This window comes from Pseudoalteromonas fenneropenaei (genome assembly GCF_042643375.1).
Lineage (GTDB): Bacteria > Pseudomonadota > Gammaproteobacteria > Enterobacterales > Alteromonadaceae > Pseudoalteromonas > Pseudoalteromonas fenneropenaei.
This window is the reverse complement of the sequence record NZ_JBHRSD010000014.1, coordinates 280,895-297,169: the sequence shown is the minus strand read 5'-3', so window position 1 is coordinate 297,169 and position 16,275 is coordinate 280,895. Positions and strand designations below refer to the sequence as shown.

Annotated in this window: 13 protein-coding genes and 1 pseudogene; 7 read left to right on the top strand and 7 right to left on the bottom strand. The window is 46.0% G+C overall.

Annotation, left to right across the window (positions count from 1 at the left end; translation table 11 throughout):
- Positions 1 to 116: 116 nt before the first annotated feature.
- Positions 117 to 545: a GFA family protein gene (locus ACFOEE_RS09440; protein WP_377123543.1), complete on the bottom strand. Its 429-nt coding sequence runs from the start codon at positions 543 to 545 to the stop codon at positions 117 to 119.
- 281 nt (positions 546 to 826) lie between these two features.
- Here ACFOEE_RS09440 and ACFOEE_RS09435 point away from each other — a divergent pair, with 281 nt between their 5' ends.
- Positions 827 to 2,176: a flavohemoglobin expression-modulating QEGLA motif protein gene (locus ACFOEE_RS09435; RefSeq protein ID WP_377123541.1), complete on the top strand. Its 1,350-nt coding sequence runs from the start codon at positions 827 to 829 to the stop codon at positions 2,174 to 2,176.
- A gap of 72 nt (positions 2,177 to 2,248) precedes the next feature.
- On the opposite strand, the gene ACFOEE_RS09430 is transcribed toward ACFOEE_RS09435, so the two are convergent.
- Positions 2,249 to 2,842, bottom strand: coding sequence for a TetR/AcrR family transcriptional regulator (locus tag ACFOEE_RS09430; RefSeq protein ID WP_377123539.1), 594 nt, complete (start codon positions 2,840 to 2,842; stop codon positions 2,249 to 2,251).
- Between the two features lie 195 nt (positions 2,843 to 3,037).
- Between ACFOEE_RS09430 and ACFOEE_RS09425 the strand changes: the two are divergent.
- From ACFOEE_RS09425 to ACFOEE_RS09410, 4 genes and pseudogenes are all read left to right on the top strand, one after another.
- Positions 3,038 to 4,063, top strand: a pseudogene (locus tag ACFOEE_RS09425) (MBL fold metallo-hydrolase).
- A gap of 99 nt (positions 4,064 to 4,162) precedes the next feature.
- A complete protein-coding gene (locus tag ACFOEE_RS09420; protein ID WP_377123537.1) occupies positions 4,163 to 4,939 on the top strand; it encodes a helix-turn-helix domain-containing protein in 777 nt (258 codons plus the stop codon).
- Positions 4,940 to 5,016: 77 nt separating this feature from the next.
- Positions 5,017 to 6,561: a serine hydrolase domain-containing protein gene (locus ACFOEE_RS09415; protein ID WP_377123535.1), complete on the top strand. Its 1,545-nt coding sequence runs from the start codon at positions 5,017 to 5,019 to the stop codon at positions 6,559 to 6,561.
- An 81-nt stretch (positions 6,562 to 6,642) separates the two neighbouring features.
- A complete protein-coding gene (locus ACFOEE_RS09410; RefSeq protein WP_377123533.1) occupies positions 6,643 to 6,798 on the top strand; it encodes a hypothetical protein in 156 nt (51 codons plus the stop codon).
- Between the two features lie 112 nt (positions 6,799 to 6,910).
- Here the strand turns inward: ACFOEE_RS09410 and ACFOEE_RS09405 are convergent, their stop codons facing one another.
- The 3 genes from ACFOEE_RS09405 to ACFOEE_RS09395 all read right to left on the bottom strand — a co-directional run bounded on the left by ACFOEE_RS09405 (position 6,911) and on the right by ACFOEE_RS09395 (position 12,673).
- Positions 6,911 to 8,014, bottom strand: a complete 1,104-nt coding sequence (locus ACFOEE_RS09405) for a DSD1 family PLP-dependent enzyme (protein ID WP_377123531.1) — start codon at positions 8,012 to 8,014, stop codon at positions 6,911 to 6,913.
- Between the two features lie 139 nt (positions 8,015 to 8,153).
- Positions 8,154 to 10,346, bottom strand: coding sequence for a TonB-dependent hemoglobin/transferrin/lactoferrin family receptor (locus ACFOEE_RS09400; protein ID WP_377123529.1), 2,193 nt, complete (start codon positions 10,344 to 10,346; stop codon positions 8,154 to 8,156).
- Positions 10,347 to 10,789: 443 nt separating this feature from the next.
- On the bottom strand, positions 10,790 to 12,673 hold the full coding sequence (locus tag ACFOEE_RS09395; RefSeq protein ID WP_377123527.1) for a S8 family serine peptidase: 1,884 nt from the start codon (positions 12,671 to 12,673) through the stop codon (positions 10,790 to 10,792).
- Positions 12,674 to 13,052: 379 nt separating this feature from the next.
- Between ACFOEE_RS09395 and ACFOEE_RS09390 the strand changes: the two genes are divergently transcribed.
- The gene (locus ACFOEE_RS09390) at positions 13,053 to 14,327 is read left to right on the top strand and encodes a Xaa-Pro dipeptidase (protein WP_377123525.1); all 1,275 of its coding nucleotides are present in this window, start codon (positions 13,053 to 13,055) and stop codon (positions 14,325 to 14,327) included.
- Between the two features lie 155 nt (positions 14,328 to 14,482).
- Here the strand turns inward: ACFOEE_RS09390 and ACFOEE_RS09385 are convergent, their stop codons facing one another.
- The gene (locus ACFOEE_RS09385; protein WP_377123523.1) at positions 14,483 to 14,830 is read right to left on the bottom strand and encodes a DUF6176 family protein; all 348 of its coding nucleotides are present in this window, start codon (positions 14,828 to 14,830) and stop codon (positions 14,483 to 14,485) included.
- A 73-nt stretch (positions 14,831 to 14,903) separates the two neighbouring features.
- Positions 14,904 to 15,596 (bottom strand): hypothetical protein, encoded by a 693-nt coding sequence (locus ACFOEE_RS09380; RefSeq protein ID WP_377123521.1) that lies wholly within the window; start codon positions 15,594 to 15,596, stop codon positions 14,904 to 14,906.
- Positions 15,597 to 15,928: 332 nt separating this feature from the next.
- Here ACFOEE_RS09380 and ACFOEE_RS09375 point away from each other — a divergent pair, with 332 nt between their 5' ends.
- Entirely contained in the window at positions 15,929 to 16,231 is a 303-nt protein-coding gene (locus ACFOEE_RS09375; protein ID WP_377123519.1) for a helix-turn-helix domain-containing protein, read from the top strand.
- Positions 16,232 to 16,275 lie beyond the last annotated feature (44 nt).

Sequence of the window (16,275 nt, the reverse complement as noted above, 5' to 3'; positions counted from 1 at the left end):
CAAGCGCCTTTACCTGATGAGTGGCAAGCTGCGGCTCGAATAGGTGCTGTTTACCAAAGTCTAATTACCTACCTTAAAGAGAACCGCGCCTGCCCGTCAATTGTTTGCGACTGATGTCAAAACTGGTCGGGGTAACTGTCAAATGTCGGTAGCGTGGCAATACACTCAGTCCACTTTGCTTGCTCAGCAACAAAAATTCTATCATCTGAAGCAAAGTCAAATGGGGTATCAATACTCCCTGCGGGGATCACCAAAAACGCACCGCTGCGGTTAATGTACGGCACAGGCGCACCGCATTCACGACAAAACTGTTTGGCAAAGCTTTTAGCTTGTGGCAGCTCAAAACGTTGGATTTTTTCCTCGCCCTTAAGCCAACGGAGCGCTTCAGGTTTGGCAAAAATATTTGCCGCATGGGCGCTGCCCGTGTTGTGGCGACAGCGATTGCAATAACACAAATGGAACGACGATACTGCACCATTGATTTCAAACTGGACTGCACCGCATAAACAGCCGCCTGTGACTTGCTGTAATTGTTTTTCTGACATGACTTGCTCCTCAATAACCGATTTATTTGAAGTTGCAGCGGTATTGGCTGCGTTCACTCACCTTAATCACATCGCAGATCTCTGCTTAGGGGAAGCACTTCCTTAACTCCTACCAGCAATGCCAAGTAATTTAGTGATATATTTGCCTCCAGTAGACCGCTATTTACCGCGTATCATCACAATATCACTCTTTACAGTTCAGCAAAAAGTGAACACAAATCACTATTCAAAATACCATGAATGACATACAGTTAGCCTAGTTTTAACGCAGAGGCGCAACAATGCCAAATCCGCTAGAGAATTATCAACAAAAACTCCGTACCCTTTCCGACCGCCTAGTGGCCATTCAGCAGCCAATTCGCATCTTAGACGCCATCAAATGGCCAGCGCAGTGGCGTGAAGAATTCTTTGCCCGTGGCGCCAATACCCCGCCACCTGCCGATAAAGCCTATTACCAGTCTATTCCGCTGGGTTTTGATTTAAACCAAACCCGTGCTGAATTAAAAAGTCTGTTAAGTGATATTAAAAAAGAACTCGGTAAAAAGGACCCGCTAGGGCTAATTTTACAAGACACCACAGAGCAATACTTGCTGGTGATGGATCTCTTAAAAGACCGTGGCACCACCGGCTTTATTGATCATAGCCGCGCATTGTATGGCTCGGCGCACGACCATTTAATCGGCGACCGCCGTTCACTTAAAGAAGTGGGCGAGCATTTGTGTGATATTTTCCATTTACCAGCCGCCAAACATATCTCCTTCGCGCAGCCTAAGCTTTATGACGCTGAGCAATCAGTGGGGATTTTACAAAGCAAGTTAGATGGCTATTTCACCCGTCATAATGTGCAAGTCAAACTTTCTGACGGTATCGTTTCTGACGCTGCAGCTGGCGGCGATAGCATTAAACTTAACACCCGCTCAAAATTCTCTGACCGCGATTTACATGTACTTGAAGTCCATGAAGGTTGGGTACATGTGGGTACAACCTTAAACGGCCGAGCCCAGCCCTACGCCACTTGGCTTGGGGTAGGTTCACCAAGAATCGCCGCCCATCAGGAAGGCTTAGCTGTACTACTAGAAACCCTCACTTTTGCCAGCTTCCCCGCACGCGCTAGACGGATCAGCGACCGCGTGACCGCCATACATATGGCCGAAGAGGGCGCTGACTTCCTTGATGTTTATCGTCATTTTATTGCTGCGGGACTTAGTCAAAACGACAGCTATGCGGTAGCACAGCGGGTATTTCGTGGTGGCCGAGTTAACGGTGGCGCCGTATTTACCAAAGACTTATCTTACGTACGCGGCTTTGTGGAAAACCTTAACTTTATTCATAGCGCGATTTCAGCAGGGCGCCCAGAGCTTATCCCGATGCTATTCCTTGGTAAGCTAAACCTCAATGATATTCCAGTACTATATGGTGCTTATTTGAGTGGCATTATCGACCCACCACAATATGTGCCGCCGATGTTTAGCGATCTAAACGGTTTATATGTGTGGTTTGGCTTTGCCAACGGCATGCACCTTATTGATATGGAACGCGTACAAGGCCACTTTATTGATATGTTTAGCACCATACCTAGTGTTTGCCCAACCATTATGAGCCCCACCGCCACCCAAGACGTTGAGCTTTAATCGATATCCGTTATGGCAATAGCAAAGTGGTTTGATAACCACTTTGCTTTATTTAAGTGCACCAAGGTCCTTTTAATTCCCATACCTTGCGACAAATAATTTAACCGTTTCTTCAATATAGTAAGCTTGCTGCGCCTTGGTGATTTGCTCAAAACCATATAATGCGGGGTAGAAGATCAACGATTTTAATTGATACACAAACTGCTTGGCGGCCAATTCGAAGTCCGTGACTCTGAGTACCCCCTGCTCCGTCGCCGACGCCAAAAACCGTTCAAAGTAGCGCAAACAACCAAATTGCGCGTTACTGAGGCTTTGCGCTAGTTCGCTGTCTTGCAGCAGTTGTAAAAACGCGATTTTGGCGATTTTTAAAAACTCGTCTGAGGTCAACAGTTGCACTTCTTGATTGGCAATTTCGGTTAGTTGCGCACTGATGTCACGCATGGGGTCAAACACCACCTCGGCACCTTGCTCAATCTTATAGAACATCTCAGTCATCACAGCTTGAAAGAGCACCGTTTTGGTCGCGAAATGGTTGTACACGGTACGCTTTGATACTTCTGCCTCTGCCGCAACTTGATCCATGCTGGTTGCTGCTACCCCTTGCAGCGCAAACAGGCGCTCAGCGGTATTGATGATCTGTAAGCGTTTTTTTTCTGAGACTTTCATAATGCAAGTTAGCTTTGTGACGATGCTGTGAGGCATGATTGTAGCAAACTAAAAAAAAATTACACTAAGCAGTTTACTTTTGCTGCAACACAAAAGTAAACTACACCGTATAGTTTACTTTTAGCCGATGTGACTATGAAACGCTTGCTCGTCATTACGTCGATTTTATTTGTTATGTTTGTTGGGGGATGCCAAATGTCTAATTCTTTAAACGCCAGTGTTAACTCAGCTTTACCTACGTCCGAACATTTAAAGGCAGGTAAGTTCAGTAACTTGCAACCGACTAATCCTTCAACTTTGAAAAAGACTTTACAGATTTTATGGCGTTATATCCGTGAAACTCGCGTTGACACTGAGCCACAACACGCTATTCCAGTGAATACGCTTACCCGCAGTCAGCTAGAAGCGTTAAGTAGCGATGAAGTGCATATAGTAAAACTAGGCCATTCGTCGTTATTGCTCAAAGTTATGGGCGAATATTGGCTGCTTGACCCAGTATTTGCCGAGTGAGCTTCGCCGTTTGCATTTATTGGCCCTAAGCGTTTTCATCACACACCACTAACGATTGCTGAGTTGCCGACGATAGATCGCGTGATAATCTCTCACAACCATTATGATCATTTAGATAAGCAAGCTATCACCGAGTTAGCCAACAAAACCGCCGTGTTTTTTGTGCCACTGGGTGTTGAAGGCGATTTGCAAAAATGGGGCGTGCCCGCAACCAAAATTCAGCGTTTTGACTGGTGGCAGTCGCACCAAAGTGAGCTTGCAACACTGACCTTTACGCCAACCCAGCATTTTTCTGGCCGTGGCTTAAATGATGCCAATCGCACTTTGTGGGGCTCTTGGGTTATCGAAACAGCCAAAGGGAAAATCTATTTTAGTGGCGACTCAGGTTACTTCCCCGGCTTTAAACAGATTGGCGAACGCTTTGGGCCATTTGATTTAACTTTGATTGAAACTGGCGCTTACGACCAAGACTGGCATGATATTCACATGACGCCGGAGCAAAGCGTGACAGCACATTTGGACCTTGGTGGCAAAGTTATGATGCCTATACACAATGGTACTTTTGATTTGGCGTTTCATGCTTGGTACGAGCCGCTAGACCGCGTGCAACTTGCCGCATCTGAGCACGGTGTCACCTTAACCACACCGCTTGTCGGCGAGGTTTTAACCTTAGGCGAAGCCATGCCAAATAAAACTTGGTGGCAGGAATAACCCCACCTTCGCAACTGTGCAACTGATATTTTGTTACACTTTGCACAAACCTTTGTCATGGCTTGCTGTTAGGCTGAAAGAAAACCGTTAAACAGCACCATGACAACCCTTAGTACTTTGCCGCTTGACCACAATTTGCTTTGCAAACTCAGTTATTATGCCGCTGGCAGTGCGATGCCTGCACACCAACATGAGCTGGCACAGTTTTCGTTTTTGTTTTGCGGCCAAGTCCACGAAAGCACCTTGTGCGACGAATATGCCATTTACCAACCGAGTTTATGTTTTAAACCCGCCACATTAGTGCACGAAAACCAATACGGACAGCAAGGGGCATTAATACTATCGTTTAATTTTGCCACCAACATGCTGACCGACTTGGCCGCTTTAACACCGCCCAATTATCTGTGGCAACCTTTGCAGCGCACTTCACCTCAGCAATTAAAAGCGTTATTGACCGCGCAGTTAGCGCAAGACACGCAGCAAGCAACCGACTGCTTTTGGGATTTATTGAGTCAAGTCTCTTCACTGCCTGCTTACACTGAGCTTACCCCACCTAGTTGGCTTAAACAGGCACAGCAAAGGTTAGAAGAACACGATGATAGTGTGCCGTTAAGTGATATTGCGATGCAAATAGGCGTGCATCCGGTGCACTTCTCGCGCACCTTTAAACGCTTTTTCCATTGTAGCGCCAGTGAATATCGGCAACGTAAACAACTTGACCGCGCTATTTTGCAATTAAGCCAACAGCATTCGCTAAGCGATACCGCGCTCCAAGCTGGCTTTGCCGACCAAAGCCATATGCAACGCAGCTTTCGCCGCTATTTGGGCGCCACTCCAAGGCAGTTACAAATGCTATTAAGGCTAAAACAACTTTAGAATCAGGTTAAATCTGTTCAATACTTCACAGTGAGCTTAGGCTAAAGTACAAAAATAAATCCTTTTGGAACAAACATATGAAATCGTTGCTGGTCGGTACTTTGGTTGCTATTAGCTTCAGTTATATTCATTCAAGCGACGCCGCAACGCTTGCCGAAGGCGCAAATTACATCGACACCTTTGTCAGTGAAACCCAAGGACTAGGGCCGGGGTTTGGCATCGTCATCGTCGGTGCGGAAGAGGTGTATCTTAATAAAGTATGGGGGTTTAGAAACGCCGCCAAGCAGTTACCGCTCACCACCACCACGCCTATCTATATCGCGTCACAAACCAAAGCTTATGTTGGTTTAGTGGCGGCTTTTTTAGATAGGCAAGGGCTACTCAAATTGGGGTCGCCCTTAAGCCAATTTTGGCCAACAACGAGCTTTCCCACAGGGTTTGACGCCGGTAAATGGACCTTACGGGATTTACTGAGTCATCAAGTGCCGTTAAATGCTGAGTTAATTACCGAGCTTGAAGCTTACTATAGCGAAATTGCCGCAGCAGATTACCCTGCGCTGCTATCAATCACCGCCACATCTAGGCCTGTTGGTTTTGATTACGATAACTTAGGTTACAACCTCTATGCTGCGATTTTGCAGCAAGCCACCGGCAAATCATGGCGCACTTGGCTAAACGAAGTGATCTTTAAACCGTTTGCGATGGCGCATACTTCAAGCAAAACCTCTGATTTCGCTGCGGATAGCTTGTCTTGGCACCATATTTGGCAAGGCCAAACCTTAGGCTATGCGACATTAGCACCAAAACCGGATGCGTTAATGCAATCTGCGGGCGGAATTGTGACCTCCACCTCAGATATGGCGAAATGGCTGCAGCTCAATCTTTCAAAAGGCAGTCAACATATCACCGCTGAGATGCTCACACTGGCGCACACCAGTATGGTTAAACGCGATGAAAAACAGCGCAATAGCTACGAAATGCCGTGCGCAGGTTACAGTTTGGGCTGGAATATTTGCGAGCTTGACGGTACGCCAGTGTATATCCACGGTGGCGGTTATACTGGCGCTCAGTCTCTGATGGCCTTAGTGCCTGCGCTTAATTTGGGCTTTGCAGCATTTGGTAATTCGGACAATCTCACGGGCCTGCAAGCGCTACGTATCTTTAAACAACTTATGTTGTTTCTAAATGACGACCCCGAAACTGCATCGTGGCGAACACGTCGCTTAGCCATTTATCCTGAGAACGTTGATAAGTGGCTGAAGCATCGCGAACAAAAATACCATTCCAGCTTAAGCGACCCTAAGTGGCAAAATTGGGCATTTACACCCGATGCAAAAACGCTTGCACGTTACAACGGCATATATCTTGGCCGCTCACCCTATTTCAAAATAGCCATAAGCAACTGTGAACAAACCCTGTTAGCAAAATTAGGTGACACAGAAATTAGCCTAAAACCTGCTACAGCGAGTTTATTTGGCGGCTTTAAATTGTCTCGCGGCGTGCCAATTCCATTCGCCGCACCTGAGCCATTTGAATTTAAGCTTGACCAGAACGGTGATGCCGTGGCACTGAAATGGCGTGACGAGTGGCTCACCAAACAGCCCAATCTGGAACAAAAATGACAGCGCTTGAAAATCTTTCAATTTACAATATTTACAGTTTTGCAATAGATTAATTTCTAAACAACTGTAAAGGAGCAAACCATGAAACTGAAAGTCAAAAAAGTCCAAGTCAAACAGCTAAGCACGGCCAAACAACTCGAACAACAGGCTACCCCGCAAGTAGCTGGCGGTTATACCGCAGCTTGGATGTGTCAACACAGCTATCCGGTGTGTTACACAGGCCCAGGTGTGTGTTAAGAGCCAACTAGGGCTAAACTTGAGCGCATCACAATCGGCGCTCGGTAAATAAATTGATTAGCTGACATACAGGGCGTGGTCGTGTTACGCGCCCTGTTTTAGCAACCTAAACCTAATCGCAACGTCCTCGTGCTGCAATGGCAACTTCTCCTACCACCTCAGTGCCACTTACCAATACAAAGGTATCAAAGTTATTCACTGTGGTATCGCAATGGCTTGGTAGCAAAAGAATTTTATCGCCAATGCGCAACTTTTGACTCTGTTGTGATAAATGCAAAATACCATGTTCATCGCCACCACATTGATAACGTATGCTGTCATCATCCAGCACTTGCGCCATGCCTAAGTCAATGGACAGGCTTTTCATGCCAGCATCAACCACAGCGCGGTGTGGTTTAGGGGTGCTGATCACCGTTGCCAATACTGACAGCGCACAACCAAATAGCGGCTCACTTGCTTGCTGTAAGTCTTCAATACTGCGATACGATGCGTCCATAAACACATAAGAGCCCGCTTGAATTTCAGTAAACCCAAGCCCTTGATAAGCGGCAAAAGTGCCCGTACCACCGCCACTCACGACACTAGGCGCAAGGCCAAGTGGGGTTAAAACCTGCTCAATATAAGTAAAAAGCGGCAGTACCGCCTCACGGGCTGCATGGTTGCGCTCGTTAAGGGTTTTCACTTGCTGTAAATGGCCACTATAAGCTTGTACGCCCAGATAGCTCACCCCATTACAAGCTTGAATGGCACGGATCAAATTCAACAGCTCGTCGCCCACTTCTACCCCACAGCGCTGCTGGCCGCTTTCTACTTCTATCAACAAAGGTATGCTGACTTGCTGTTGCTGTGCTTCTTTGCCAATAAGTTGAATTTGCTCGATATGGTCAACCACTTGAATTAATCGCGTAGTCGGATATTGACGTTGCAAGGCGATTAAACGCTGCACCTTTTTCAATCCCGCAATCGGCGTAGTGATTAAAATGTCCTGCACACCGCCACGGGCTAACACTTCGGCTTCACCTAATTTGGCCACGCACACCCCTTTAGCGCCCGCCGCAATTTGCTGTAAGGCAAGCTCTGGGGTTTTATGGGCTTTACAATGAGGCCTTAAATTGAGGCCAAGTTCGCTGATTTGCTGTTGCATCATGGCGATATTGCGCGCCAGTTGGTCGACGTCAACCAGCAATGCTGGGGTATCTAATTCGTTGATATGCATGGGCGTTTGTTCCAGATGATGAGTGCACGCTTAGCATAACACAGCCACCAAGCTGGCTAAAACTTGCTGGCTGTGTGGGGAGAGCTGTCTGTTGTCAGTCCAATGACGCCATAACGAGCGCGCCATTTTAAACCAACGTTTAAAACTGATAACTAAGAGTCAGTGCAAAATTACGCCCTACTTCAGTCAAACGACTTAGGTCTTGGCCTTCGTCATGGCCTGCAACGTTATTAAAATCGACATATTCTTTATCAAATAAATTGTATACCGCGAGGTTAACACTCAAGTCTGCATTAACGGCGTAACTAGCTAACCAATCTAAGGTGCCATAACCGGCGATTTCTTCCTTACCCGCATTGACTTTGGTCATACGTTTAGCCAAGGTCAGCACTAGCTCCGAGCTAATCGCGTCTTGTTCATAGCTTACGCCAATATTGCCACTAAGCGGACTAATGGTAGTGAGGTACTCGCCCGTGGCGTCATCTTTACCATCTTGATAACTGGCATTGGCTTGAATATGCCAATTAGCGTTGAGATCGTAACGGGCACCTAATTCGATGCCTTTAATCGTGACGCTATCGATATTTTGGTAGCGATAAGTCTCTTTAATGTGGCTAAAGTTACCTTCGCCATCGCGCACCATATCACGTTTAACCAGCTCAGTATCAAGGAAGTCATCAAAACGGTTGTAATACACTGCGGCATTAACCACAACCTCGCCAACATAGCCGCGCAGGCCAAGTTCATAAGTGTCGCTGGTTTCTGGCGCAAGGTCGTCCGCTGGGATCACCTCATAAGCGTACTCTGAGCTGGGTTGCATGCTGTGTTCAATGTAAGCTAAATCATAAGCTGGCACTTTAAAGCCTTGCCCATATTGAAAATACGCATTAAGGGAAGGATTAATCGCGTAGCGCGCGCCAAAATTCAGCGAGGCGTGGGTTTCGTTAATGGCTTTAAATGGCGTACCATCGACTTTGAGTTTGCCGTTCGGATCCATATCGTAATGGTCTAGCCTAACGCCTGGCGTCAGTAACCACTTACCCTCACTTAGACTGATCTCGTCATTAATATAAGCCCCCGCACGCAAAGTATCGTTTTTTGGAAACTTAGCGGTAAGTTCATCTTTAGTTGGCGCGGCTTTACCTTCAACCGTGCGCAGCTCATGGGTATTACGCAAACTTTCGGTGGTTTCCACATCCACACCAAATCCTAACGTATGCATAGCATTCAGCTGTTTACTGGCATGAGATAACAAACCCAACGTGGTTTGTTCGTAGTCGCCGTTTTTCCACATATGACGCTTTTCTACCACTCTAAACTTCGGCGCGTTGATGTCTAAAAAGCCATATTCGCTGTCTTGCTGCTGCGTATGGTTGCGGTAAGCATTCACTTCTAGCACGTCGTACCATACGCCATTATAAGATTGATAGTTGAATTTCAGCGCTTCGCTACGTTTTTCTGAGCTAATCGATTCGTCTGCGATGTGGTAACCATATTTCGCAAGGTTACGGAAGTAGGCCAGCAAACCGTCGGCACTGTCACCTTGGGTATCTTGGCGCCAAATATCCACGCTAACGCCAAGCTTGTCACCACTGGCTAAGTCGTAGCGCGCTTTATACAGTAAACTTTCAGAATCTATCTCAAACGGCTCTAATGAGCCTTGATAGTTTTGCTGCTCTTCACCTCGCCTTGCACTTAAATGTAAAACTTGCTGAAAACTCTCTTGTTTTAACGCGAATGTGGCAGCAAGTTGCGCTTGTTCACCGTCATCGTAATAACCCGCTTTAACTTTACCAGCAAAGGTTTCGCCTGCTTGCAAGTAGTCTTCAGCATCTTTAGTGACAAACACCACAATACCGCCCAGTGCATCAGAGCCGTAAATTGATGACGCCGCACCTTTGGCTACTTCAACTTGCTTTAAAGTCTCGGTTTCGATAAAACCACGCCCTACTACATCGTTCAAACCATTGGCGCCATAACCTTCGTTCATGCGCATACCGTCTTTGATCATCAACACCCGATCAGACCCCATGCCGCGTACCACAAAATTCTGCGCGCTGCCCTGACTGCCAGTGATTTTAATGCTCGGATCATATCTAAACAGCTGGTTCATATCGTTAACCAATTGCTTATCAAGCTCGGTGCTGGTCATCACAGAGATACTGCCCACCACGTCTTTAAGTGGCTTAGCAACTTTATTGCCACTGACCACAATGACTTCTAAATCGGTATTGGCAACCGATGAACCGGATTCGTCAGCCATAACTGATTGATTTAACATGATCCCGCTGGCAATCGCCAAAGATAATAAGGAAGGAAAGAGTTTACGCATAGAGTGTACATCCGCTGGCAGAACTGCCAATTACCTGTAAATGAGATTTGTTTGCAATAATACGCAATTATCAACAAAGTTCAACGCTTGTGATAATTATTTTTATTCTCAATTTGGTTTTATGATGCTTTATCACCCCTTTACCTGCTCTAAAGCTGGAATAATCAGAAGATTAGGAAGAATGATGATTATTGTCGACGTGAGTGTTACCTCGCGCAATCAGGGGTAAGGTGATTATTGTAGGCGTGAGTTTACCTCGCGCTTAGCTAGCTATCACAATGATTTAATAAAGATTTATGGCAAAGCTTTAATAACAACGGCCTCCTGAAATAGATGATTGCGACCCGAAAACCAAAAATGCCCACTAAGGGGCATGGGAGGATTTAGCAGCACAAAGCTGCTTATTAAAAACGGGAGCGCCGCAGGAATAGCGACACGGTAAATCAGTATCGCCCGTATAGCGTTACACCGCTGTAGCGCTCAGTACCACGCAATAAGATTTGATACGTACCGCCAGTGCCTGAATTAAGACGGCAAGTTTCGTTGTTGCCAGTTGCAAAAGGTCGGCAATCATATTTCAAGGTCGTCGGCCGTGCGTCTTTACGCACATAAAGGTCAACATCCCCCGCGCCACCTTGAGTGCTAATCGTCACCTCAACATTCGCAGGTACCACAAACTGGTATAACAATTCGGAATTAAGCCCACCAGCAAGGCTCGTTACCGGCACATCATTATGTAAACACAAACCATCGCACGCGGTTGGTACATCAGCCAACGACGCAGTTAATGTCGCACCGCTAAATTGCTGGTAACCATGCAGCATCACATACCACTCGCCTGTGGCTGGCGTAGTAAAAGCGCAACTTTCGTTGTTACCGCTTTTATAAGGCCGACAAACAAATTGCTCAAAACTCGCCAAACTACCGTGCTGCACGTACATGTCGGCATCGCCATTACCACCCGCAAGGACAATATTAAGCGAAGGCGCACCCGCCGGCACCGTAATGCTATACAACTGCTGCGAGCCGGTACTGCCAGCCACGGGGAGCGGCACCCCAGCAGCCAGTGCCGTCACAGGTACGCCGGGGTCAACCACATCGGCACCTAAAGTAAATAACAGTAAGTTTGGCGAGCCACTGCCTGCATCGCGCACTTTTCCCTGGGACGCGCGGGTTATCAGCTCTTGCGTCAATTGCGCGGGGGTCAAACTCGGGTCTTGTTGTAGATATAAAGCCAGCGCCCCTGCCACATGCGGCGCCGCCATTGACGTGCCGCTGATGGTACGAATGGCGGTGTTGCTGCTATACCAAGTGGAGGTAATGTCCGTACCGGGGGCGTAGATATCTAAACAACTGCCGTAATTAGAAAAGCCCGAGCGACTATCGTTACTGGCGGTAGCACCAACCGTAATTGCATCGGCGGCACGCGCTGGTGACGAGTAACAAGCGTTACTATTATCGTTGCCAGCGGCAACGACCATACTAATGCCCGCCGCAACCGCAGCATTCACGGCATCATCTAATGCTTGTGAAGCGCTACCACCAAGCGACAGATTAGCCACACTCGGGCCACTGGCGTTAGCTCGTACCCAATCCACGCCGGCTATCACCCCAGAGGTAGAACCAGAGCCGTTACACCCCAACACCCGCACCCCAACTAAATTGGCTTGCTTAGCCACACCATATTGGCTGGCACCTATTGTTCCGGCAACGTGCGTACCATGGCCGTTGCAATCACTGCTGTCTGGGTCATTATCAATAAAATCAAAGCCATGCTGGGCACGCCCAGCAAAATCTTGATGGGCGATATTAATGCCAGTATCAATAACATATGCCGTTACACCCCTGCCATCATAGTCATGGTGATATTGGCTATTAAGCGGCAAATTACGCTGATCGATACGGTCTAACCCCCATTCAGGCATTGCATTGTTGTGCATACTCAGCGGCGCGACCGAAAGTAGCTGGTCTTGCTCAATATAAGCGATATTCACCGCGCGCCTTAACTGTGCCAGTTGCGTTTTATTAGCACGAACCACCACGCCATTTAGCGTGCCATAAAAATGCCGTGTAATCGCTACGCCATATTGCAAACTCAGCTCTTTCGCTTGCAAACGAGCATACTGCGCCACAGTTTCGGCGCTTTGCTCGGCCAATATTAAAGGGCGCTTAAATACCACAATATATTGCTCCGCAATCGCCTGTGCAGGTACCAGCGCCAAATGTAAGGGTGCGAGTGTAGGCTCGGAAACGGGTGAATTTGCCAACAAACTTGGCGTATAACATGCGCTAGCCAGCGCGAGGGTGCATAAAGTCAATTTTTGCATTGTTCATTCCTTGTGCAATTAGTTGCACTTCAAGCCTAATGCAAAATTCATTTTACGCCATAAAAATACAAAAATATTTATTATAATCAAATTGTTATTTAATTTATTACAGTAATTTTAGCTGTTTTTAAACAACGCTTTTATACACTTGAAAAACCCGCTTGTTGCTAACCTCATGAAGTACCCAACACTTCTCCCTCCACCTAGCCACTAAAAACGCAAGACCAATGCAAATCACAGAGCTTTGATGTTTTCCTATTCGCAACACTGTACCTAATTCATTGCATTTACGGGCATTTCGTCGCGCAAGCATTGCCTTAGCAGATAAAAGCGATAACACTTTGGCCACTCGCTCGCTTCTTAAGTAATGGAACTCACTATGTTAAAACCGACTTTGTTAGCTCTGGCAGTTGGCATGTTTACAACCCAAGCTTTAGCAGAAACCTTAGTATTAAACGCCGATGCGGCGCTAGATGTAAAAAGCGGCAAGCTCATCACCCCTGCCACCCTAATCATCGAAGACAACCGCATTGTAAGCATTGGCAAACCCACTAAAAAAGCGCTACCTGCAGATGCCAAAGTGATTGATTTAAGCGGCCACACCTTATTGCCGGGCCTATTCGATATGCACGTGCACTTGACCAGCGATGCCCACGTCCATGGCTACAAACGCCTACAACGTACCACGCAGCGCGCTGCTATTACGGGTGTGATGAATGCCAGACGCACTCTAGATGCGGGCTTTACCTCAGTGCGTAACTTAGGTGCCGCAGGCTATGCCGATATCGCGCTACGTGATGCCATTTACGATGGCGATGTGCCGGGGCCGCGTATTTTTGCAGCCGGTCCATCTCTCGGTATTACTGGCGGCCACTGCGATAACAATTTACTCACTCATGAGCATAAAGTGGTTGCAGAAGGCGTCGCCGATGGCCCCTGGGCAGTGCGGGCCAAAGTACGTGAAAACATTAAATATGGCGCCGATGTGATTAAATATTGCGCCACGGGTGGAGTACTTTCCAAAGGCACCAAAGTCGGCGCCCAGCAATACTCTTTAGAAGAAATGCAGGCTTTGGTTGACGAGGCACATTTACGGGGCTTAACCGTGGCAGCACATGCGCACGGTACGGAAGGTATCAAATCAGCCATCAAAGCTGGGGTAGATTCCGTCGAGCACGTTAGTTTCTTAGATGACGATGCTATTTTACTGGCGAAAAAACAAGGCACTTACTTCTCAATGGATATCTACAACACTGAGTATATCCTGAGCGAAGGTGAAAAAGCCGGGATCTTGGCTGAAAGCCTAGACAAAGAACGTGTAGTGGGTGGCACACAACGCGAAAGCTTCCGCCGCGCAGTAAAAGCGGGTGTAAACATGGTGTTTGGCTCAGATGCTGGGGTTTATCCACATGGTGACAACGGCAAACAATTTAGCCGTATGGTGAAGTTTGGCATGAGCGAACTTCAAGCGCTGCAAGCGGCGACCATCAATGCTGCAACTTTGCTAAAACGCGCTGACCAACTTGGGTCACTCGATGCCGGTAAACTCGCCGATGTGATAGCGGTAAAAGGCAACCCACTAAAAGACATCAGCACCATGGAAAACGTACCGCTGGTGATCAAAGACGGCAAAATTGAAGTCAATAAACTGTAATTTGCCTTAACTTAAACAGTCAGGTTTGATTCGCTGGATTTAATTAAGCCTGACTGTTGTGTATATGGCAGAAGTGGGTCTTCAACGCCCGCAGCTGGGGCAAGACTGATCGTAGCGAGATTTTGTCCCAAAACTGCGTTTGTTAAATGCCGTTCTCACGCTTCAAAACTCACTTCTTTATTAAAACAAAACAACGCTTCTACATCGTTGTAATGTTCTGGAGCCCAACACTCTTTTCTAAATTTTTCGTAAACTTCTCTAAAAGGTGTACTTATTAGACCAGCTTCATCTGTCATAATTTTAGAGAAACTCTTAGATTTCAAAACGATGTACAAAAATTCATCCTCAGCTTCGCAATCATAGAAAACTGAATCCCAAAAATAACCTTTTTGCTCCATTTCCTGTTTAGGAAAATCAATGTGAGATTTCATATATGCCAATAGCGAATCGACCTTTTCTCGTGATCCAGGGTTCAACTTTATTTTTAGTAATTTTGTTTCCATTGATGAATTCTCTAAGGCAACGCCCGTTTAAGCGGGCAAAAATTGTCGGTTATAATGTGTAGCGAAGCGGAACCTAACCAACTGGTTTTGTTCCGTTTAAAGCATTTGTTAAATTGCGTAAACCTACTGCTTCAATAAGTTTAGGTAGATGATTTGCGTACCTTACAATAAACTTTAGGTGGTCTTTATATAAGTCCAACTTCTCCTTATAAAAACCACCTGCAATAATAGACTTACCCGAAGGTAACATCAATGAACCCATTGCCATTATTGATGCGTGGCTATAACCATTATAAAAATTCTTTGCTTGCTTGAGCCACTCACCTCCTTCTATTAAGCCTAAAGTATCTGCATTTGATAAAACATTATCAATAGCTCTATGAGCCTTTGTATTGCTGTTCCCTTTTTCATAGGCTTTGTAAAAATTGACTGGCTTTGCTTTTTTGCTTTTATCAATTATTACATTTCTCTCTGCACTAAGTAGTATTGCCAAAGATAGAGATTCATAGGAAATTCTCATTGTATTTCCAGAAGCATTAATATGCCCTTCAATCATAAGCCTTGTTGCTGTAACAAGAGACTCGATAGTCATAAATGTAAATTCCCGTACCCATTTGTATTTTTGTTTTTCAGGCTCACTAAAATAGCGCTCAAAACAAGATTCACTTTGTTCAAGTAGATTAGTAATCACGGTTATTTCTGGTTCGAATATTGAACAAAACTCTGCTACTGAACGATCAGTTACTAAAATATTTCGGATACTCAAAACTTTTCCCCATTACTCTATCTTCGCCACACAAAAAGGCACGGCGAACGCAGTGCGAAATACACTTGTTTATTTTGCGGCGTAACTTTGTTTGGCGCGTTCAGATACTGTGTGGCCAGAGCCAACCATCAGGGCATAGAATTAATGAGACCTAGATGGTTGTTCGACAAATGGTTAACATCACAAAAAGTGATGTAGTATGGACTGCTTTCCCTACCAGTTGACAAACAAAGCGTTGACATTTTCAGCAGTTAAATTAACATTTAGGGCCAAATTAAAGTCAGCATATTAACACTCTCGTCATGTTTTAACATTAGGGTAAATAAGGGATAATGCAAACGCCTGAAGAATATGAAGTGACCAAGCGTGTAATTGAGTTGCTCAAATTGCACAAGAAACGCCATGGTATAACTAAAAGGAAGTTTTCTGAGAAGCTTGGTATCGGTTTGACTACTCTCGATGATTATCTCAATGGTACGAGTTCATTTCGGCTCGGAACATTGATGAAACTTTCGTGGATATGTAAAGTAAAACTCTCGGACTTGCTAGAAGGAACCGAAGCATTTTGTCAGTTGGTAAACGAGGATACAAAAAATGAAAAAAAAGAAGAAAATATTGAAAACAATGTTGATTAACGAGTGCCTCATGGTCGCTGGTGGCGGCTCTAAAGTCCTACCTG